Origin of the sequence: Arthrobacter sp. ISL-69, from assembly GCF_018613775.1 — a bacterium.
Lineage (GTDB): Bacteria > Actinomycetota > Actinomycetes > Actinomycetales > Micrococcaceae > Arthrobacter.
Genome location: NZ_JAGGPO010000021.1, coordinates 187,276 through 207,403, shown reverse-complemented (window position 1 = coordinate 207,403; position 20,128 = coordinate 187,276). Strand labels below are relative to the sequence as shown.

General features: G+C 65.9%; 17 protein-coding genes and 1 tRNA gene. 2 read left to right on the top strand and 16 right to left on the bottom strand.

Going from position 1 to position 20,128, the window contains the following annotated elements; all coding sequences use genetic code 11:
- Window positions 1–290: 290 nt before the first annotated feature.
- Window positions 291–372: transfer RNA gene (locus tag J7I79_RS16645), tRNA-Leu, on the bottom strand.
- A gap of 207 nt (window positions 373–579) precedes the next feature.
- On the opposite strand from J7I79_RS16645, the gene J7I79_RS16640 reads away from it, so the two are divergent.
- Window positions 580–1,185, top strand: coding sequence for an ANTAR domain-containing response regulator (locus J7I79_RS16640; RefSeq protein ID WP_104174901.1), 606 nt, complete (start codon window positions 580–582; stop codon window positions 1,183–1,185).
- A 131-nt stretch (window positions 1,186–1,316) separates the two neighbouring features.
- On the opposite strand, the gene pyk is transcribed toward J7I79_RS16640, so the two are convergent.
- The 11 genes from pyk to hisI all read right to left on the bottom strand — a co-directional run bounded on the left by pyk (window position 1,317) and on the right by hisI (window position 16,650).
- Window positions 1,317–2,807, bottom strand: coding sequence for a pyruvate kinase (pyk, locus tag J7I79_RS16635; RefSeq protein WP_214955023.1), 1,491 nt, complete (start codon window positions 2,805–2,807; stop codon window positions 1,317–1,319).
- A 73-nt stretch (window positions 2,808–2,880) separates the two neighbouring features.
- Window positions 2,881–4,338: a glutamate synthase subunit beta gene (locus J7I79_RS16630; protein ID WP_214955022.1), complete on the bottom strand. Its 1,458-nt coding sequence runs from the start codon at window positions 4,336–4,338 to the stop codon at window positions 2,881–2,883.
- Window positions 4,331–8,947: a glutamate synthase large subunit gene (gltB, locus tag J7I79_RS16625; protein WP_214955020.1), complete on the bottom strand. Its 4,617-nt coding sequence runs from the start codon at window positions 8,945–8,947 to the stop codon at window positions 4,331–4,333. The genes J7I79_RS16630 and gltB overlap by 8 nt, the downstream gene beginning before the upstream one ends.
- Window positions 8,948–9,210: 263 nt before the next feature.
- Window positions 9,211–10,398: a prolipoprotein diacylglyceryl transferase gene (gene lgt / locus J7I79_RS16620; RefSeq protein ID WP_214955018.1), complete on the bottom strand. Its 1,188-nt coding sequence runs from the start codon at window positions 10,396–10,398 to the stop codon at window positions 9,211–9,213.
- 3 nt (window positions 10,399–10,401) lie between these two features.
- Window positions 10,402–11,220, bottom strand: a complete 819-nt coding sequence (gene trpA / locus J7I79_RS16615; RefSeq protein ID WP_181038921.1) for a tryptophan synthase subunit alpha — start codon at window positions 11,218–11,220, stop codon at window positions 10,402–10,404.
- A complete protein-coding gene (trpB, locus tag J7I79_RS16610; RefSeq protein WP_214955016.1) occupies window positions 11,217–12,548 on the bottom strand; it encodes a tryptophan synthase subunit beta in 1,332 nt (443 codons plus the stop codon). Before trpB ends, trpA begins: the two co-directional genes overlap by 4 nt.
- 84 nt (window positions 12,549–12,632) lie before the next feature.
- Entirely contained in the window at window positions 12,633–13,451 is an 819-nt protein-coding gene (gene trpC, locus J7I79_RS16605; RefSeq protein WP_214955014.1) for an indole-3-glycerol phosphate synthase TrpC, read from the bottom strand.
- Between the two features lie 2 nt (window positions 13,452–13,453).
- Complete coding sequence (locus J7I79_RS16600) at window positions 13,454–13,741, bottom strand: HGxxPAAW family protein (protein ID WP_104174908.1); 288 nt, start codon at window positions 13,739–13,741, stop codon at window positions 13,454–13,456.
- A 79-nt stretch (window positions 13,742–13,820) separates the two neighbouring features.
- Window positions 13,821–14,483, bottom strand: a complete 663-nt coding sequence (locus J7I79_RS16595) for a Trp biosynthesis-associated membrane protein (protein ID WP_251042879.1) — start codon at window positions 14,481–14,483, stop codon at window positions 13,821–13,823.
- Window positions 14,483–16,090 carry an anthranilate synthase component I gene (locus J7I79_RS16590; protein WP_214955012.1) on the bottom strand — a complete coding sequence of 536 codons (1,608 nt, stop codon included), beginning with the start codon at window positions 16,088–16,090 and terminating at the stop codon, window positions 14,483–14,485. Before J7I79_RS16590 ends, J7I79_RS16595 begins: the two co-directional genes overlap by 1 nt.
- Window positions 16,091–16,176: 86 nt before the next feature.
- Complete coding sequence (gene hisI / locus J7I79_RS16585; protein ID WP_214955010.1) at window positions 16,177–16,650, bottom strand: phosphoribosyl-AMP cyclohydrolase; 474 nt, start codon at window positions 16,648–16,650, stop codon at window positions 16,177–16,179.
- A gap of 100 nt (window positions 16,651–16,750) precedes the next feature.
- On the opposite strand from hisI, the gene J7I79_RS16580 reads away from it, so the two are divergent.
- Window positions 16,751–17,395, top strand: coding sequence for a TIGR03085 family metal-binding protein (locus tag J7I79_RS16580; protein WP_214955054.1), 645 nt, complete (start codon window positions 16,751–16,753; stop codon window positions 17,393–17,395).
- Window positions 17,396–17,488: 93 nt separating this feature from the next.
- Here the strand turns inward: J7I79_RS16580 and hisF are convergent, their stop codons facing one another.
- The 4 genes from hisF to ribH all read right to left on the bottom strand — a co-directional run bounded on the left by hisF (window position 17,489) and on the right by ribH (window position 20,099).
- Window positions 17,489–18,265, bottom strand: a complete 777-nt coding sequence (gene hisF / locus J7I79_RS16575) for an imidazole glycerol phosphate synthase subunit HisF (RefSeq protein ID WP_104174912.1) — start codon at window positions 18,263–18,265, stop codon at window positions 17,489–17,491.
- A gap of 58 nt (window positions 18,266–18,323) precedes the next feature.
- Window positions 18,324–19,184: an ATP phosphoribosyltransferase gene (gene hisG / locus J7I79_RS16570; protein WP_214955008.1), complete on the bottom strand. Its 861-nt coding sequence runs from the start codon at window positions 19,182–19,184 to the stop codon at window positions 18,324–18,326.
- Window positions 19,185–19,243: 59 nt separating this feature from the next.
- A complete protein-coding gene (locus J7I79_RS16565; protein WP_028270786.1) occupies window positions 19,244–19,507 on the bottom strand; it encodes a phosphoribosyl-ATP diphosphatase in 264 nt (87 codons plus the stop codon).
- A 106-nt stretch (window positions 19,508–19,613) separates the two neighbouring features.
- Window positions 19,614–20,099, bottom strand: a complete 486-nt coding sequence (gene ribH, locus J7I79_RS16560) for a 6,7-dimethyl-8-ribityllumazine synthase (protein WP_214955006.1) — start codon at window positions 20,097–20,099, stop codon at window positions 19,614–19,616.
- Window positions 20,100–20,128 lie beyond the last annotated feature (29 nt).

Here is a 20,128-nt window from a genome sequence, read left to right as displayed (position 1 = left end):
AACGAAGAAATATCTCGAAGAAAACTCGTCCTAGTCATGCCGTCAGTACAACCCCAGCCCATGAATAGGTGATAGACCAACTGGCCACCACAGCGATCTCGAGAGGAGGTCCGAAGGACCCTAGATCCCAGCAGGCGGAGGGCCCACGAGCCAAGACCCTGAACCCGCCTCCCACATAACCGAACAGGTCACCGCGGCGCCAGGCACAGTCCGCGGCCAGTGTCAGGACCCGCAGTGGGACAATGTCCACACATTAACGCAAAAACTCCCCTGACGAGGGAAAAACACTGTGCCCGAGGTGGGACTCGAACCCACACACCTTTCGATACCGCATTTTGAGTGCGGCGCGTCTGCCAATTCCGCCACTCGGGCGCGGATTACACCGAAGTAACAATCTTAAGCTCACAGCTCCGTTGTGAGCAACGCGATCGCTTCCAGTGCGCGAAATTACTCTACATGCAGATAGGCTGAATTCCAGAATCGCGCCAGCGCCGCCGCAACGAACCCAAGCAGTTCCAAGTACAACAGCGGGCACAACTAAGATGGACTAGTTCCCGCCGTACCTTTCAAGGAGTTCCCGTGTCAGAACAGACGGAGTCAAACCCCAACACCCAGCCGGCCCGCCGCGTGATTGTCGCCGAGGACGAGACCCTTATCCGCCTGGACATCATCGAAATTCTCCGGGGCGAAGGCTATGACGTCATCGGCGAAGCGGACAACGGCGAGAAGGCCGTCCAACTCGCCGAGGAACTCAAGCCCGACCTCGTCCTGATGGACGTCAAGATGCCCGTCATGGACGGCATCACGGCCGCCGAAAAGATCGTCAAGGCCCGCATCGCCCCCGTCGTGCTCCTGACGGCCTTCAGCCAGAAGGAACTCGTGGAGCGCGCCCGCGACGCCGGCGCCATGGCCTACGTCGTCAAGCCCTTCACACCAGCGGACCTGATCCCCGCCCTGGAGATCGCACTCTCGCGCCACGAAGAAATCAAGGCCCTCGAAAACGAGGTCTCGGACCTGCAGGAGCAGTTCGCCACACGCAAGCTCGTGGAGCGCGCCAAGAGCCTGCTGACCACCAAGATGGGCCTCACCGAGCCCGAGGCCTTCCGCTGGATCCAGAAGACCTCCATGGACCGCCGCCTCAGCATGCGCGAGGTCGCCGAAACCATCATCAACCAGGTCAACTAACCACACCGGCCCGGCAGGCACCGCACGACGGCGGGCTGCCGGGTCGGCAGCCGGCCCGCCGGCCGGTAGGCAGAGACAAAAAAGGAAGGATCCCCGCCAACTGGCGGGGATCCTTCCTTTTGTCTAGAAGACTAGGCCTTCTTCTTCTTTTCCGGCCACGGTCCGAGCTTTTCCTTGTTGCTGGCAGCTTCGCCCACGAACGTGGTGTCAGCGAGGTCGCCCACCTTGTGGACCTTCAGGGAGTTCGTGGAACCGGCCCTTCCGGGAGGGGAACCGGCGGCGATGACCACCAGGTCACCGTCTTCCACCAGGTTCAGTTCCAGCAGGCTGCGGTCCACCTGTGCGGTCATTTCATCCGTGTGGTCCACCATGGGGACCAGGACCGGCTGAATGCCCCAGGTCAGCGCGAGCTGGTTCCAGACGTGCTCCACCGGGGTGAAGGCGAAGACCGGCTTGATCGGGCGCAGGCGCGAGAGCCGGCGCGCGGAGTCACCGGACTGCGTGAACGCACAGATGTACTTTGCGTCCAGCTGATCGGCGATTTCGACGGCGGCGCGGGTGATGGCGCCGCCGCGGGTCTTGGGCTTGGTGCCCAGCGGAGGAACGCGCTCAAGGCCGTGGACTTCGGTGGACTCGATGATCCGGGCCATGACCTTTACCGTTTCGATCGGGTACTTGCCCACGCTGGTCTCGCCCGACAGCATCACTGCGTCGGCGCCGTCGAGCACCGCGTTGGCGCAGTCGGAGGCCTCAGCGCGGGTGGGGCGCGGGTTGTCGATCATGGACTCGAGCACCTGGGTGGCGACGATGACCGGCTTGGCCCAGCGGCGGGCCAGTTCGATGGCGCGCTTCTGGACGATCGGCACCTCTTCGAGGGGAAGCTCCACACCAAGGTCGCCACGGGCCACCATGATGGCGTCGAAGGCGTCGATGATCTCGTGCAACTGCTCCACGGCCTGCGGCTTTTCGATCTTGGCGATCACCGGCACGCGGCTGCCTTCTTCGTCCATGATTTCGTGAACGCGCTTGATGTCCGAGGCGTCCCGGACGAAGGAGAGGGCAACCATGTCCACGCCGCGGCGCATGGCCCAGCGGAGATCGTCCTCGTCCTTTTCGCTCAGGGCGGGAACGTTGACGGCAACGCCGGGCAGGTTGATGCCCTTGTTGTTGGAGACCATGCCACCGACGGTCACCTGGGCGACCACCTTAACGGCGTCGACCTCGATGGCGCGCAACGCCACCTTGCCGTCGTCGATCAGCAGCGCATCGCCGACGTTGACGTCGTCGGTGAGGCTCTTGAGCGTGGTGGAGCAGATCTCCTTGGTGCCCGGCACATCTTCGGTGGTGATGGTGAAGATGTCGCCGACGAACAGTTCGTGCGGGCCGTCGACAAAGCGGCCAAGACGGATCTTGGGGCCCTGGAGGTCGGCCATGATGGCAACGGGCTTGCCCAGCTGCTTCGAGGCCTTACGGACGTTCTCGTAAGTGCCGTCATGCACGGAGTAGTCTCCGTGGCTCATGTTCATGCGGGCAACATCGACGCCGGCTTCAATAACTGCGAGGGTGTTCTCGAAGCTGGAAATGGCCGGTCCGAATGTTGCCACGATCTTAGCGCGTCTCATATACCTACCCTATTGGTGTGTTTCTGGTTTGGAGTTGTACCGCAGGTGAACTTCCGTGGTCCCCCGTTTGTGACTAGAGAACGGCGATCGCCCGGTCGGTTGGGGCAACCGGGGCAGGCAAGATCGTTGTTCCCATCAGGAACTTGTCAACAGCCGCCGCGCAGGCGCGGCCTTCGGCGATGGCCCACACAATAAGCGACTGCCCGCGGCCGGCGTCACCGGCAACGAACACACCCTCGGTGTTGGTCATGTAGTAGCCGTCACGCGCCACGTTGCCGCGGCCGTCGAATTCGGCGTGGACCTGCTCGGTGATGCCGGCAGGCTCTGCACCGGTGAAGCCCAGGGACAGGAATACCAGGTCCGCGGGAATGATCCGCTCGGTGCCGGCCTTGGGAAGCCGCTTGCCGTCCACGAATTCAGTCTCGGCAACCTTCACACCGGTGAGCTTGCCGTTTTCGCCAACGAACTCCACGGTAGAGGCAAGGTACGTACGCTCGCCGCCTTCTTCGTGTGCACTCGCAACCTCAAAGAGGGTGGGGAACGTGGGCCATGGCTGGTTCGGGGTGCGCTCCACGGACGGCTGCTTGCCGATCGCGAGAGTGGTCACGGAGGCGGCGCCGTGGCGGTGGGCGGTACCAAGGCAGTCAGCCCCGGTGTCGCCGCCGCCCAGGATCACAACGTGCTTGCCCTTGGCGTGGATCTGTTTCTCCACCTGCTCCCCCGCCACCACGCGGTTGGCCGGAACGAGGTAATCCATGGCGTAGTGGACGCCATCGAGCCCGCGGCCCGGGATGGGCAGGTCGCGCGGCACCGTGGCGCCGGTGGCAACAACCACGGCGTCGTAACGGCGGCGGAGCTGCTCCCAGGTCACGTCGGTGCCGACGGCGACTCCGGTCCGGAAGCGGGTGCCTTCGGCCTTCATCTGCTCAAGACGGCGGTCAACCTGCTCCTTTTCCATCTTGAAGTCGGGGATGCCGTACCGCAGCAGTCCGCCGATCTTGTCGTCGCGTTCGTAAACAGCGACAGTGTGGCCCACCCGGGTCAGCTGCTGGGCAACGGCCATGCCTGCGGGGCCCGAGCCCACCACTGCCACGGTCTTGCCGGTCAGGCGGGTCGGCGGCAGCGGGTTGACCCAGCCGTTGTCGAAGGCTTCATCGATGATGGAGACCTCAACCTGCTTGATGGTCACTGCGGGCTGGTTGATCCCCAGCACGCAGGAGGCCTCACACGGAGCCGGGCACAGCCGGCCGGTGAATTCGGGGAAGTTGTTGGTGGCATGCAGCCGCTCAATCGCTTCCTCGCCCTTGTCCCGCCACACGAGGTCGTTCCACTCGGGAATCAGGTTGCCCAGCGGGCAGCCCTGGTGGCAGAACGGCACGCCGCAGTCCATGCAGCGGCCGGCCTGGCTTTTCAGGACACCCTTTTCCTGAGCCTCGTAGACTTCCTTCCAGTCCATGATGCGGACCGGAACGGGACGGCGCGGCTGGGTTTCACGCTGACGTACTTTCAGAAATCCGCGTGGATCAGCCACCGGTCACCTCCAGGATTCGAGACCATACTTCTTCGCCATCGGGGTCCAGGCCCTCTTCGATCGCGTCAAGACGGGTTTGCAATACGGCCGCGTAGTCGCGCGGCAGGACTTTGGTAATGCGGGCAGCGGTGTCATCGAAGTTCTCGAGCAGCCGTGCCGCGAGCTGCGATTCGGTTTCCTCGACGTGCTTGACCAGCAGGCCGTGCACGATGTCGCGGTCTTCGGCATCCAGTTCGCGGAGCTGCAGTTCGCCGGACTCCAGCGCCTGCTTGTTCACGCGGGTGGTCCGCAGGTCCAGCACATAGGCCGTTCCGCCGGACATGCCCGCGCCGAAGTTGCGGCCCGTGCGACCGATGATCAGGGTCTGGCCACCGGTCATGTACTCACAGCCGTGGTCGCCGATGCCTTCGACAACCGCCGTGGCGCCGGAGTTACGGACCAGGAAGCGTTCGCCCACCTGGCCGCGCAAGAACATCTCGCCGCTGGTGGCGCCGTAACCGATCACGTTACCGGCGATCACGTTGCTCTCGGCCTGGAACACATTGGTGCGGTCCGGGCGGACGATGATGCGGCCGCCGGAGAGGCCCTTGCCCACGTAGTCGTTGGAGTCGCCGTACATACGCAGGGTGATGCCGGCGGGCAGGAAGGCGCCCAGCGACTGGCCTGCGGTTCCGGTCAGCGTGATGTCGATCGTGTCCGTGGCCAGCACGTCCGTGCTGAACGTCTTGGTGACGACGTGGCCCAGCATGGTGCCGACGGAGCGGTCCGTGTTGATGACGTCCACGGCGATCTTCACCGGGCTGCGGTCGGTCAGCGCCTCGGCGGCCATGGTGATGAGCCGCTGGTCGAAGTGCTTGTCCAGCTCGTGGTTCTGGCCGGTCAGGTTGCGCAGCGGAGCGTCGTCGTCGAACTCGAGTCCGTGCAGGATCGGGTCCAGGTCCAGCCCTTCGGCCTTCCAGTGGTTGATCGCTTCACGGGTGTCCAGCATTTCGGCGTGGCCGATGGCCTCTTCGATGCTGCGGAAACCGAGCTCCGACAGGATTTCGCGGACTTCCTCGGCCAGGAACTCGAAGAAGTTGACCACGAACTCCGGCTTGCCGCTGAAGCGGGCGCGCAGTTCGGGGTTCTGCGTCGCGACGCCCACCGGGCAGGTGTCCAGGTGGCAGACGCGCATCATGATGCAGCCTTCCACCACCAGCGGTGCCGTGGCGAAGCCGAATTCCTCGCCGCCGAGCAGCGCGGCGATGACGACGTCGCGGCCGGTCTTGAGCTGGCCGTCCACCTGCACCACCACGCGGTCGCGCAGGCCGTTGAGCATCAGGGTCTGCTGGGTCTCTGCGAGACCCAGCTCCCACGGAACACCGGCGTGCTTGAGCGAGTTCAGCGGCGAGGCGCCGGTACCGCCGTCGTGACCGGAAACCAGTACGACGTCGGCCTTCGCCTTGGTGACACCGGCGGCAACTGTTCCGATTCCCACCTCGGAAACGAGCTTGACGTGCACCCGGGCCGAAGGATTGGCGCGCTTCGCGTCATAAATGAGCTGGGCGAGGTCTTCGATCGAGTAGATGTCATGGTGCGGGGGCGGGGAAATCAGTCCGACGCCGGGGGTCGAGTGGCGCGTCCGGGCAACCCAGGGGTACACCTTCTGCGCCATCAGCTGGCCGCCTTCGCCGGGCTTGGCACCCTGTGCCATCTTGATCTGGATGTCGTCTGCGTTGGTCAGGTACAGGCTCGTGACGCCGAAGCGGCCCGAGGCGATCTGCTTGACGGCCGAGCGGCGCTCGGGATCCAGCAGGCGGTCCACGTCCTCGCCGCCTTCACCGGTGTTGGACTTGCCGCCCAGCCGGTTCATGGCGATTGCCAGGGTCTCGTGGGCTTCCTTCGAGATGGACCCGTAGCTCATGGCGCCGGTGGAGAAGCGCTTCACAATGCTGGAGACGGGCTCCACTTCTTCAAGCGGTACCGCCGGACGCGCATCGGTCTTGAACTTCAGCAGCCCACGAAGGGTCATGAGGTTCTCGGACTGGTCGTCCACGCCCCGGGTGTAGGACTTGAAGATGTCGTAGCGGCGTTCACGCGTGGCGTGCTGCAGCCGGAAAACCGTCTCCGGGTTGAACAGGTGGGGTTCGCCGTCACGGCGCCACTGGTACTCGCCGCCGCCGAGCAGCGGGCGGTGCGGCTGCTCGATGCCGCCTTCGGGGTAGGCCATCTGGTGCCGCGCGGACACTTCAGCGGCGATGACGTCGAGTCCTACGCCGCCGAGCTGGGAGTGGGTACCGGCAAAGAATTCGTCCACCAACTCCTGGCCGAGGCCAAGGGCTTCGAACGTCTGCGCACCGGTGTAGGAGGCAACCGTGGAGATGCCCATCTTGGACATGATCTTCAGGACACCCTTGCCGAGGCCCTTGATCAGGTTGTAGACACCGTCCTGGGCAGTCACGCCAACAACGTCTCCGCTGCTGATGAGCTGTTCCACGGATTCCATGGCCAGGTACGGGTTGACGGCGGACGCGCCGTAGCCGATCAGGACGGCCACGTGGTGCGTCTCGCGGACGTCGCCGGCCTCGACTACGAGGGCGGTCTTGGTCCGGTTGGCGCTGCGCAGCAGGTGGTGGTGCACGGCGCTAACCAGCAGCAGCGACGGGATGGGCGCCCACTGGGCGTTCGAGTCGCGGTCAGAGAGCACCACGTACTGCACGCCGCGGTTGATGGCACCGGAAACCTGCTCGCAGATTTCGGTCAGGCGGGCACGCAGGGCGTTTTCGCCACCTTCGGGGCGGTACAGGCCGCGGACCTTCATGGCGATCCTGTCGCCGTCCGGGCTTTCGATGTTGGCGATCTTGGCAAGCTGGTCGTTGTTGATCACCGGGAACGGCAGTGAAACCTGCGGCTGCCGGACCTGCTTGGTGTCCAGCAGGTTGCCGTTCGGGCCGATGGCACACATCAGCGACGTGACCAGCTCTTCGCGGATGGCGTCCAGCGGCGGGTTGGTCACCTGCGCGAAGGACTGCACGAAGTAGTCGAAGAGGAGCCGCGGGCGCTTGGACAGCACGGCCACCGGAGTATCGGACCCCATGGCGCCGAGGGGCTCGGCACCGGTCCGGGCCATCGGGCCCAGCAGGATCTTCAGTTCCTCGGTGGTGTAGCCGAAGGTCCGCTGGCGGATGTTCACGGACGCGGCCGTGTGCACCACATGCTCGCGTTCCGGCAGCTCGTCGAGGTCGATCAGGTTGTCCTTGACCCACTCCGCCCACGGGTTGGCGGCGGCGACTTCGGCCTTGACCTCTTCGTCGTCGATGATCCGGCCGGCTTCGGTGTCCACCAGGAACATCTTGCCCGGCGAGACGCGGCCTTTTTTGACCACCTTGGAGGGTTCGACGTCGATGACACCCACCTCGGAGGCGAAGACCACCAGTCCGTCCTCGGTGATCCAGTAGCGCCCCGGGCGCAGCCCGTTGCGGTCAAGGGTTGCGCCCACCAGGCTGCCATCAGTAAAGGACACAGCGGCCGGGCCGTCCCACGGTTCCATCAGCAGGGAGTGGTATTCGTAGAAGGCCTTGCGGGCCGGATCCATCGTGGCGTGGTTTTCCCAGGCCTCGGGGATCATCATCATGATCGAGTGCGTGATGGGCCGGCCCGACAGCCAGAGCAGCTCGGCCACTTCGTCGAACGACGCCGAGTCGGAGGCACCCGGGGTGCAGATGGGGTACAGCTCCTCGGGGGAATCCCCCAGCAGCGGGTTGGCCAGCTGTGACTGGCGGGCACGCATCCAGTTCCGGTTGCCCTTGACGGTGTTGATTTCACCGTTGTGGGCGATGGTGCGGAACGGCTGCGCGAGCGGCCAGGACGGGAAGGTGTTGGTGGAGAAGCGCGAGTGGACAATCGCGAGCTTGGTCTTGAAGCGCTTGTCCGAGAGGTCCGGGTAGAACGGCTCCAGCTGCGCGGTGGTCAGCATGCCCTTGTAGACGATGGTCCGGGAGGACAGCGACGGGAAGTACACGCCGAACTTGTTCTGGGCGCGCTTGCGGATGCGCCAGGCCCGGGAATCCAGTTCGTTGCGCTCCAGCACTTCCCCGGTGCTGGAGGCAAAGAACGGTTGGGAGAAGTACGGCATGCAGGCCCGGGCCATGGCACCGACAAGGTCGGCCACGATCGGGACTTCACGCCAGCCCAGGACGGTCAGGCCCTCATCGGCTGCGAGGCCTTCGATGCCGGCTTTGGCGGCATCGGCTTCGCGCTGCTCGGCCGGAAGGAAGGCCGTACCGGCGACGTACTGTCCGGGCGCCGGAAGCTCGAATTCAGTGACGGCACGGAAGAACTCGTCCGGGATCTGCATCAGCAGCCCGGCGCCGTCGCCCGTTCCTTCGTCGGCGCCCACGGCACCGCGGTGCTCCAGGTTGCGAAGGGCGGTCAGGGCGGCGTCGACGATGTCATAGCCGGGCTCACCACGGAGCGTTGCGATGATGGCGAGGCCGCAGGCGTCCTTCTCCTGCTCCGGGTTGTACAGTCCTGCGGCCTCCGGCAGCGCCGCGAACCGTTTGAACGGTGACATGGCAGCAGCCGGCTGGTTCGGCTCGGACCAACTGGGGCTGTGAAGAGTTTGGGTCATGGGAGACGTCCTTCCTCCTGATCGTGCGTATGGAAGGGACAACGTTGGCCCCACTCGCGATGCCGGTGTGATGGGCACAACAAAGTGTTACTTACTGGAAATTGTAGGTCAGCCCGGCCTGCTGAACTAACAGTTACGCAGGCCCCTGACCCGGGCTTGACCCGTCGGCAGCTCTGTGCTGACGGGTACGGGGCCCTGGTGCCACGACGCTGTGGGAACGGGCGCTGCGAGCGGTAGCTCTGCGGCCCGGTTGCCGGAACTGACTACTTGGTGCCGTCAGTGCCCGGCGCGGATCCGGAGTCCTGGTGATCGGGGTTTCCTGCTGCCGGCGAGCCTTTGACGGGCTTGGTGCCGACAGATGAATCCGTCACCGCTTCAGTTGGGGCGGAAGTGTGCCCCGGACCGCTTTGGTTATCTGGGAGATTACCACGGGACTCACTATCTGAGACACTCTTGTCCGAATGCCGGATGCTTTTGCCGTGCGCAGGAACTGCCTCCAATTCGGCGTCCTCACCGTTCCCGGCGTCAGCGTCGCCGTCCTTCTCCGCCGGAATGTGACCGGCAAGGTACGGGGTATCCGGCTCATCGCGCTTGCGGAGGCCCAGCACCACGAACACGATCAGGGCCGCCAGGAACACCACGATGCTGGTCCAGACGTTGAGTCGGGTGGTGATGCCGAACAGGTTGATCTGTTCGGCATCGTCGATCCGCATGGCTTCGATCCAGACCCGGCCCAGCGTGTAGTACATGGCGTAGATCCAGAACAGCCGTCCGCGGCGGAAGTTGAACTTCCGGTCCAGGGCCAGCAGGATCACCACACCCGCGATGTTCCACAGGGATTCATAGAGGAACGTGGGGTGGAACAGCGTGTCGGCCGGCATTCCAGCCGGGAAGTTCGCGTTGTCGGCGTCGATCTGCAGGCCCCAGGGAAGAGTGGTGGGTCCGCCGAAGAGTTCCTGGTTGAAGTAGTTTCCCCAGCGCCCGACGGCCTGGGCCAGCAGCAGCCCAGGAGCGGCGGCGTCCAGGAACGCTGTGAGCTTGACCCCGGCGCGGCGGCAGCCGATCCAGGCGCCGACTGCGCCGAGGAGGACAGCACCCCAGATTCCCAATCCCCCGCGCTGGATCTGCGGGATCAGGGAAAGGTCACCCGTGCCGTCGAAGCCGGGCCCGAAGTAAGCGTCCGGTGACGAGAACACGTGGTAGAGGCGGCCGCCGATGATGCCGAACGGGATCGCCCAGATGGCGATGTCCCACAGGCTGCCCTCCGGCGTGCCACGCTTGTTCCAGCGGACCGACGTCAGCCAGAGGCCAACGACGATTCCGGCCAGGATGCACAGCGCGTACGCGTGGATCCGCAGTGACCCCCACGGCAGCGGAATGTCGAACCCGGACCAGTCCGGACTCGGAATACTGGCGGGGAGCATGGCCGCCGCGTGGAGGACAGTCTGCATTGTTTAGGCTTCTTCCCTGGTCAGGCCGGCGCTGAGGTCTTTGGTGAGGGCCGCCACAGCCTCCACGCCGCCGTCGCGGATGGCGGCGACGAGCGCCGTCCCCACGATCACGCCGTCGGCGTAGGCCGCGATCTCGCGGACCTGGCCCGCATTGGAGACGCCGAGCCCCACACAGACGCGTTCCGCTCCTGCCGCGTGCGCGGCAGCTACGACGCCTTGGGCAGCGCTGCTGACGGATTCGCGGGCACCGGTGACGCCCATGATGGACACGGCGTAGACGAAGCCGCGGCTGGCATCCACCGTGCGCTTCATCCGTTCCGGCGAGGAGGACGGGGCCACGAGGAATACGCGGTCCAGTCCGTACTTGTCCGAGGCGGCCATCCACTCAGCGGCTTCGTCGGGAATCAGGTCAGGGGTGATGAGTCCGGCTCCCCCGGCCTCGGCCAGGAGACGGGAGAATTCGTCCACGCCCATCCGGATGACGGGGTTCCAGTAGGTCATCACCAATACGGCGGCGTCGGTCTTGCTGGTGATGCCGCGGACGACGTCGAAGACCTGGCGGACGTGGAATCCCTTGGCGAGGGCTTCGGTGGTGGCGGCCTGGATGACCACTCCGTCCATGACGGGGTCGGAGTACGGGATCCCGATCTCGATCAGGTCGGCGCCGTTCTCAGCCAGTGCGATACCGGCTGCGATGGTCTGCTCCACGTCGGGGTAGCCGGCGGGCAGGTAGCCGATCAGGGCTGCCCGTCCTTCAGCGCGTGCCTTGTCGATGGCGGCTGCCGATTTGCTGGTGCTGGTGATGTCCTGAACGCCGGTCACAGCTGCTCCCCCTCTTTGCCGATCTCGGCCTCTACGGAATCCTTGTCCAGCAGGTCGAACCATTCAGCGGCCGTGGCCACGTCCTTGTCGCCGCGGCCGGAAAGGTTCACGATCACGATCTTGTCGGCTGCGGCTTCGCCTGCGCTGCTTGCCTCCGCCGCGAGGCGCTGGCCCACCTTGATGGCGCCGGCAAGTGCGTGGGCGGACTCGATGGCGGGGATGATGCCCTCGGTGCGGCAGAGGAGCCGGAAGGCGTCCATAGCCTCCGAGTCCGTGATGGGCTCGTAGCTGACGCGGCCGATGTCCGCGAGGTAGGAGTGTTCCGGGCCGACGCCCGGGTAGTCCAGTCCGGCCGAGATGGAGTGCGACTCGATGGTCTGGCCGTCGTCGTCCTGCATCAGGTAGGAGCGTGCGCCGTGGAGCACGCCCGGCTTGCCCAGCGTGATGGTGGCGGCGTGGCGTCCGCTGTCCACGCCGTCGCCGCCGGCCTCGAAGCCGTAGATCCTGACGGAGGGATCGTCCAGGAAGCCGTGGAAGATGCCGATGGCGTTGGAGCCACCGCCGATGCAGGCGCAGACGGCGTCGGGCAGCCGGCCGGTCTGGTCCAGGATCTGGCCGCGGGCTTCCTCGCCGATGACCTCGTGGAAGTACCGCACCATGGCCGGGAACGGGTGGGCTCCGGCGGCGGTACCGAGGAGGTAGTGGGTGTGGCCGACGTTTGCCACCCAGTCGCGGAGTGCCTCGTTGATGGCGTCCTTGAGGGTCTGCGAGCCGCTGGTCACGGGAATGACAGTTGCACCCAGGAGTTCCATGCGGGCCACGTTCAGCGCCTGGCGGCGGCAGTCCTCGGCGCCCATGTACACCACGCACTCGAGGCCCAGCAGGGCCGCGGCGGTGGCACTGGCCACGCCGTGCTGGCCGGCGCCGGTCTCAGCAATCACGCGGGTCTTGCCCATGCGCTTGGCCAGCAGGGCCTGGCCGATGACGTTGTTGATCTTGTGCGAGCCCGTGTGGTTGAGGTCCTCGCGCTTGAGGAAGATGCGGACTCCCCCGGCGTGCTCGGCGAAGCGCTTGGCCTCGGTGAGCAGGGATGGGCGCCCGGAGTAGTTCTTGTTCAGGTCCGCGATCTGGGCGACGAAGTCCGGGTCGGCCTTGGCCTTTTCGAACGTGTCCTCCAGCTCATCCAGGGCCGCGATGAGGGATTCGGGCATCCAGCGCCCGCCGTAGGAGCCGAAATAGGGACCTGGCGCGTGGCGCAGGGACCGGTCTCCTTGAAGAAATGCGTCCGCGGTGCCCTCGTCAGAGCCGGTTGTTGGCGCGTCGACCATTGGTCTCACCATCCTGTTCCACTGTTCTTAAGAAATATCGGGTGGCGCCCGGCCGCAGCTTCCTGCGGGCGGGAGCCCCGGTCGTCAGACCCTTGCTGCGATGGCTTCCGCCCCGGCAGCGGTAAATTCGGCAATCCGCTCCCGCGGCGTTGCGTCGCTCACGAGCGCCTCGCCCACCAGCACGGCGTTGGCGCCGTTCGCGGCGTAGTGCCGGACATCGTCTGCACCGCGGACTCCGGACTCGGCAACGATGACAGCTTCCGGAGGGATGCTGCCGGCCAGGGAGGCGAAAACGGAACGGTCGACGTCGAGCGTCTTGAGGTTGCGCACGTTGACGCCGATGATCCGGGCCTCCACAGCGACGGCACGCTCAATCTCCCCGGCCGTGTGCGTCTCCACCAGGGCGTTCATGCCCAGTTCACGGGTGAGCTGGCTGAAGTCGCGCAGCTCCGCGTCGGTCAGTGACGCCACGATCAGCAGGATCACGTCGGCGCCGTGGGCGCGGGCTTCCCAGATCTGGTATTCGTCAACGGTGAAGTCCTTGCGCAGGAGCGGAACATCCACCGCCTTGCGGACGGCGTCGAAGTCGGCGAGGGACCCGTTGAAGCGGCGCTGTTCGGTGAGCACGCTGATGACGGAAGCTCCGCCGTCGGCGTACTGGACAGCCAGGTCGGCGGGATCGGCGATGCTCGCCAGGTCGCCTTTGGACGGGCTGCGCCGCTTGATTTCGGCGATGACCTTCAGCTGGTTCCGCGGCGAGGAATCGCCGCCGAGGGCAGCCCACGCGTCACGCGCAGGGGCGGCCGCCGCGGCGCGTTCCTTCAGCTCAGCGAGGGACACCTGGCGCCGGCGGGCCTCCAGGTCTTCCCGGGCGCCGGCATTGATGTCGTCGAGGACAGTCACTGCTAGTGGCCGGAGTTCTTCAGCTTGCTGCCGTCCACGCCGTAGCCGGCCTTGCGCATGATCCAGCCGGCAAGCAGGCCGATGACCATCACGGCTGCGCCGGCAATGAAAATGGGCGTGCTGGCGATGACAAAGGCGATGGACGCGATGAGTGCGCCGATCAGCATAACGATCACACACGTCCAGGCTGCCGGGCTGTTGCCGTGGCCGAGGTCTGCGCTGTGGTCGACGCCGGTGTTGACGTTTTCCGCAGCAGCGGATTTGGATGCGGAAACAGTGGCTTTGCTCATGGAAATCTCCTCAGGATGAATACTGCTTACATTCTGCCATTTTTTGGCCGTGCCTTGGACATCGGCGGGCCCGGCCTACCTACGTGGGATCGTCGCCCCGGGACAGCCTGTCCCAGCTGTCGATCTCGTCCGCCGGGCCCTCGGCTGCGCCGGCCGCTGCGGCGTCATACTTGGTCCGGGTCTTCCAGTAGCGTCCCGCCGGGATGATCAGCAGGGCGCTCAGCCCCAGCAGAATTCCGGCGACGACGGCGAGTGCGGGAAATGCGGAAACGCTCACCTGCACGCTGCTCCCGGTGATCCCGGTGGCTGCCGCGATGGAGCCCTGGGCAGCGGCGAGCGGGTCGGCCATTACCGTGACGGCCGCGGTGACGATGCCTGCCGAGGCCAGGACGATGATGGCGGTGATGATCCAACGGGCAATCCGGCCGGCGATCGAGGCGGCCAGGCCGCCCGCCAGCGCCACCAGGGCCAACGCGGTGACAGTGGTGGCTGCCTTGCTGCCCTGCACCCGCAGGCCGTCTTGGCTGTTGACCGCCTGGCCCAGCTGGGCCGGGTCAAGGTGGACGGTCAGCCAGGTCTGGGTGGTACTGCCGAAGGCCGCGAGGGCCATGGCCGCAATGATCAGCACCAGTGAGGACTTCCGCGCCCACACCGGGGCCCCGGTGCGCTTGGCGGCCGCCGGCTGAATGGCCCCACCTTCCTGCACGGCGCCATCCTCGGTACCGTCTTCCCGGACACCCATCAGCGGCCTGCACTTTGGCTTGGTGTGCCGCCGGCGTCTCCGCCGGCTGCGTGTCCCGGCTCCGGAACGGACTCGGCAGTGATGTTGTGCAGGGATCCGGCAGTGTGCACGGCGCGCAGCGGAGCGGCAGCCTTGTTGACGGTTTCCAGGGCTTCCGTCGGGTTGACCGAGTCGGCCACGATGCCGCCGCCGGCCTGGACGTAGGCCCGGCCTTCGCGGAGCAGTGCCGAACGGATGGCGATGGCCATGTCCATGTCGCCGGCGAAGTCCAGGTAGCCCACCACCCCGCCGTATATGCCGCGGCGGTGCGGTTCCAGCTCGTCCAGGAGCCGAAGCGCGCGGGGCTTCGGGGCTCCGGAGAGCGTGCCGGCGGGGAATGTGGCCTTCAGGACGTCGTAGGCCTTGGCGACGGGGGCGAGCTTGCCCACCACCGTTGAGACCAGGTGCATGATATGGCTGAACCGCTCCACTTCCATGAACTGCGTGACATCCACCGTGCCGGCAACGCACACCTTGGACAGGTCGTTGCGGGACAGGTCCACCAGCATGAGGTGTTCGGCGCGTTCCTTCTGGTCCGCCAGCAGCTCCTCGGCGAACACCTTGTCCGCCTCCACGGTCTTGCCCCGCGGACGGGAACCGGCGATGGGGTGCGTGATGACTTCCTCGCCCGTGACCGTCACGAGAGCCTCCGGGGAAGACCCCACGATGGAGTACTCCCGGCCGGCCGCGTCCTCCAGGCTGAAGATGTACATGTACGGGCTGGGGTTGGTGTTCCGCAGGACCCGGTACACATCCAGCGGATCGGCACCGCACTCCATTTCGAAGCGGCGTGAGATGACCACCTGGAACACTTCACCGTCAACGATCGCTTCCTTGCCGCGGTCCAGCGCGGCGAGGTAGTCGGGCTCGTTCCAGCGCTCCTGCACGCTGGAGGCAAAGTCCAGTGCGGCGGGTTCCAGGACCGAAATCGGCTGTTCCACGGGCGTGCTGACCTTGGCCAGGAGTGCCTTGACCCGGGCCACGGCGTCATGCCAGGCCTCATCCACGCGCTCGGAGCTGTTGTCGAAGTTGATGGCGTTGGCGATCAGCAGGACCGTGCCGTCCATGTTGTCGTGCACTGCCATGTCGGTGACCAGGTTCAGGGCCAGTTCCGGCAGCTGCAGGTCGTCTTCGGGCGGGCTGGTGAGTTTTTCCCAGTGCCGCACGGTTTCCCAGCCGAGGAAGCCGACCAGGCCGGAGGTGAAGGGCGGCAGCCCGTCGAACCGGTCGGTGCGCAGGGCCTCCACTGTGTCCCGGATGGCATCCACAGGGTTGCCGTCGACGGGTACGCCGGCCGGTGGCTGGCCCAGCCAGTGCGCCTGCCCGTCCTTGGTGGTCAGGGTGGCGCGGGATTTGGCGCCGATAAAGGAATAGCGGGACCAGGCCCCGCCCACGGCGGCGGATTCCATCAGGAAGGTGCCGGGCTGGCCGTTCGCCAGCTTCCGGTAGAGCCCGATGGGCGTCTCTGCGTCGGCCAGTACCTTGAGCCGGACGGGGATGACGCGGCTGTGGCTGGCGAGTTCCCGGAATTCCTCGAGGCCCGGGCTGATGATTCCAAGGTCCTGCATGGCTATGGTTGTCCGCCTCTTCGTAAGTGTTGCCTGAATCTTGTGGGTGGGAGCCGGCGGCTGCGCCGCTCCCGGCCTGGAACGTCCTAGCTGGCGTTTCCGGTGACGCTGGCTTCGCCGGCAACAACGGACAGCCCACGGCCGTCGAAGCAGGTCCGCGTGCCTGTGTGGCAGGCCGCGCCGACCTGGTCGACGCGGACCAGCAGGGCGTCGCCGTCGCAGTCCAGTGCAACCGACTTGACCCATTGCACGTGGCCGGACGTATCGCCCTTGCGCCAATATTCCTGGCGGGAGCGGGAGTAGAACGTCACGCGCCCGGTGGTCATGGTGCGCCGCAGTGCCTCGTCGTCCATCCAGCCGAGCATAAGGACCTCGTTGGTGTCGAACTGCTGGACGATGGCGGCCACCAGGCCGGCGCCGTCGCGCTTGAGGGCGGCAGCTACGTCGGCAGGAAGAACGCTGCCGTTGTGTGCAGCAGCCGGCGCAGCAGCGCGTGCAGTATCGGGTGCCGAAACGGGCACTGCAGAAGGTACTGGGGCGGGGGCGGGCTGCTCAGACATCAGACCAAGTCTAGTGCCTCACTGCAGTGTGACGATCAGCTCGAAATTCGCAACGCCTCCACTGCGCAACTCGCGGTCTCTCGTGCTAGTTTCACAAGTGATGCATTTCGTCGATCCGTCCCGAGAAGTCCTGGCCGAAACCCTGTTGGCGGCCGGTCCTGACTCCCCCACGCTCTGCCGGGGCTGGCACACCCGTGACCTCGCCGCGCACCTTTACCTGCGCGAACGCAAGGCCGGCGTCGGGCTTGGCCTCATCATCAAGAGACTGGCCAAAGCCTCCGATGAGGCCACCGCGAAATTGGCCGCGAAGGTCAAGACCCCCGAGGACTACTCCCGCCTGGTCAACACCTTCCGGGGCGGCCCTCCGGCACTGTCGCCGTTGCGGATCAAAGCCCTGGCCGAAAGCTCCAACCTCATTGAGTACTTCGTGCACACCGAGGACGTCCGCCGTGCAGTGGACCGCTGGGCGCCGCGGGCCCTGGACGAGGAATATTCAGACGCGCTGTGGGACGAACTCGTCAAGCGCGCAGCCATCCTGTACCGCGGAGTGGACCTGGGCATCGTGCTGGTGCGTCCGTCCGGCCCGCGCCACGTCGCCAAGCGCGCCCCCGTGTCGGTGGCCATTGTCGGCGAACCCGGCGAACTGCTGATGCACGCCCACGGGCGCACCCGCCACGCGCTGGTCACCTTCGAAGGCCAGCCGGATGCCGTCGCGCTGCTGCAGTCAGCTGAAGTCGGCCTCTAACTAACCCCGTTTAACGGGAAACGCGGGGTCACGTTGCGCCATCCGGTCAAGGGATGACGGCGCACGTGGCCCCGCGTTTCTTAAGGCTGTTGGCTAGCGGACTTCGAAGCCTGCCGCACGGATGGCGGTCTTGACCTGCGAAATCATGTCGTCGGGTCCGAAGTGGAAGATCGACGCCGCCAGGACGGCGTCCGCCCCGGCAGCGACAGCAGGCGGAAAATGTTCGGGCTTGCCCGCGCCGCCGGATGCGATGATGGGCACCTTGACTGCACCGCGGACCAGGCGGATCAGTTCGATGTCGAAGCCGTCCTTGGTGCCGTCCGCATCGATGGAGTTGAGCAGGATTTCGCCGACGCCGCGCTCCGCGGCCTCACGTGCCCACGCAATGGCGTCAATGCCGGTCCCCTGCCGGCCGCCGTGCGTGGTCACTTCAAAACCCGACGCCGTCGGCTCGGATCCGGGGCGGGTGCGCCGGGCGTCCACCGAGAGCACCAGGACCTGCGAGCCGAAGTGCCGGGTTATTTCGTCAATGACGTCGGGCCGGGCGACGGCAGCCGTGTTGATGGAGGCCTTGTCCGCCCCGAAGCGCAGGAGCTTGTCCACTTCGGCGACGCCGCGGACACCGCCACCGACTGTCAGCGGAATGAAGACTTCCTCGGCGGTGCGGCGGACCACGTCGAAGGTGGTCTCGCGGTTGCCCGATGACGCGGTCACGTCCAGGAACGTCAGTTCGTCGGCTCCGCCGTTGTCATAGCGGTGTGCCAGCTCGACGGGGTCCCCGGCGTCCCGGAGGCCCTCGAAGTTGATGCCCTTGACCACGCGGCCGGCGTCAACGTCCAGGCACGGAATGACGCGCACTGCTACAGCCATGATTACTCCTGAGGATTCGCTGGAGGGGATTCGGTGAGGGCCGTTGGGCGGGCCCGGATCAGATCCGGCAGGCGTGGATGCTGCTGACCAGGATGGCGCGGGCGCCCAGGTCGTAGAGCTCATCCATGATCCGGTTGGTTTCCTTCTTGGGAACCATGGACCGGACGGCAACCCATTCCGAATCGCGCAGCGGCGACACCGTGGGTGATTCCAGGCCCGGCGTCAGGGCTGCGGCCTGCTCCACGAGTTCCTTGCGGATGTCGTAGTCCATCAGGACATACTGCCGGGCCACCAGCACGCCCTGCAGACGGCGGATCAGCACCTCGATCTCCTTGGCCGTGCCGTTCGCAGTGCCCTCCTGGCCGGTGCGGCGGATCAGCACCGCCTCCGACTTGAGGATCGGTTCGCCGAAGATTTCCATTCCGGCGGCCTTCAGCGTGTTGCCGGTTTCGACGACGTCGGCAATCGCATCGGCGACGCCGAGGCGCACCGATGATTCGACGGCGCCGTCCAGGCGGACAACTTTGGCGTTGATGCCGCGCTCGGCGAGGTAGCCGCGCAGGAGGCCGTCATAGCTGGTGGCCAGGCGCTTGCCTTCGAGCTGTTCAGCTGCGCTGAAATCGCCCACCGGGCCGGCGAAGCGGAACGTTGAGGCGGCAAAGCCCAGCGGCAGCAGCTCTTCGGCTTCCACCTCGGCGTCGAGGAGCAGGTCGCGGCCGGTGATGCCGACGTCGAGCGTTCCCCGGCCGACGTAGACAGCAATGTCCCGCGGGCGGAGGAAGAAGAATTCAATGTCGTTGTCCGGGTCCACCATGACCAGTTCGCGGGTATCGCGGCGCTGGCGGTAGCCGGCTTCGGACAGCATGGCCGAAGCCGCTTCGGACAGGGATCCCTTGTTGGGGACGGCAACTCGCAGCATGAGGGGTCTTTCTGGGTTAGGAAGTCTTGGTTACAGGCAATCGGCCACGCTCAGCATGGCTACAGATGCTTGTAGACGTCTTCCAGGGTCAGGCCTTTGGCGAGCATCAGAACCTGCAGGTGGTACAGGAGCTGGGAGATTTCCTCGGCTGCGGCCTCATCGGATTCGTACTCGGCGGCCATCCAGACTTCGGCGGCTTCCTCCACGACCTTCTTGCCGATGCCGTGGACTCCGGACTCCAATTCTGCGACGGTGCGGGAGCCTGCCGGACGGGTGGCTGCCTTCTCACTCAGTTCTGCGAACAGCGTCTCGAAATTCTTCACGCCCTCCAGCCTACTTGCTCCGGCCCTGACCCCGCCTGTCGGGCCGTTCCATGACGGCGCGGATGTGAGGCAACACACAGGACCGGGGCAAGCAAGGGGGGGACGCCTACCGGTACTGCTTGAGGGTAACGGCGGTGGCCAGCGCAGCGGTGACGGCCTCGTGGCCCTTGTCCTCGGAGGAGCCGGGAAGTCCCGCACGGTCCAGGCCCTGCTGTTCGGTATCGCACGTGAGCACGCCGAAGCCAACGGGTACGCCGGTGTTGACGCTGACGTCGGTCAGGCCCATCGTGGCTGCCTCGCAGACGTATTCGAAGTGCGGCGTGCCGCCGCGGATCACGACGCCGAGCGCCACGACGGCGTCGAAGTGCTTGGCAAGCCGGGCGGCGGCCACGGGGAGCTCGAAGCTGCCCGGCACCCGCAGGACAGTGGGTTCATTGATGCCGGCGTCCTTCGCGCCGCGGAGCGCGCCATCCAGTAGTCCGTCCATGATCTGGGTGTGCCAGCTGGCGGCCACGATGGCCAGCTTCAGCTGCGACGTCTCCGCCGGGTCGAGGGTGGTGAGGTCGATCTCCGGTGCGCCGTGTCCACTCATTAAAGTCTCCTGGTTCGTTTCTGTATCGG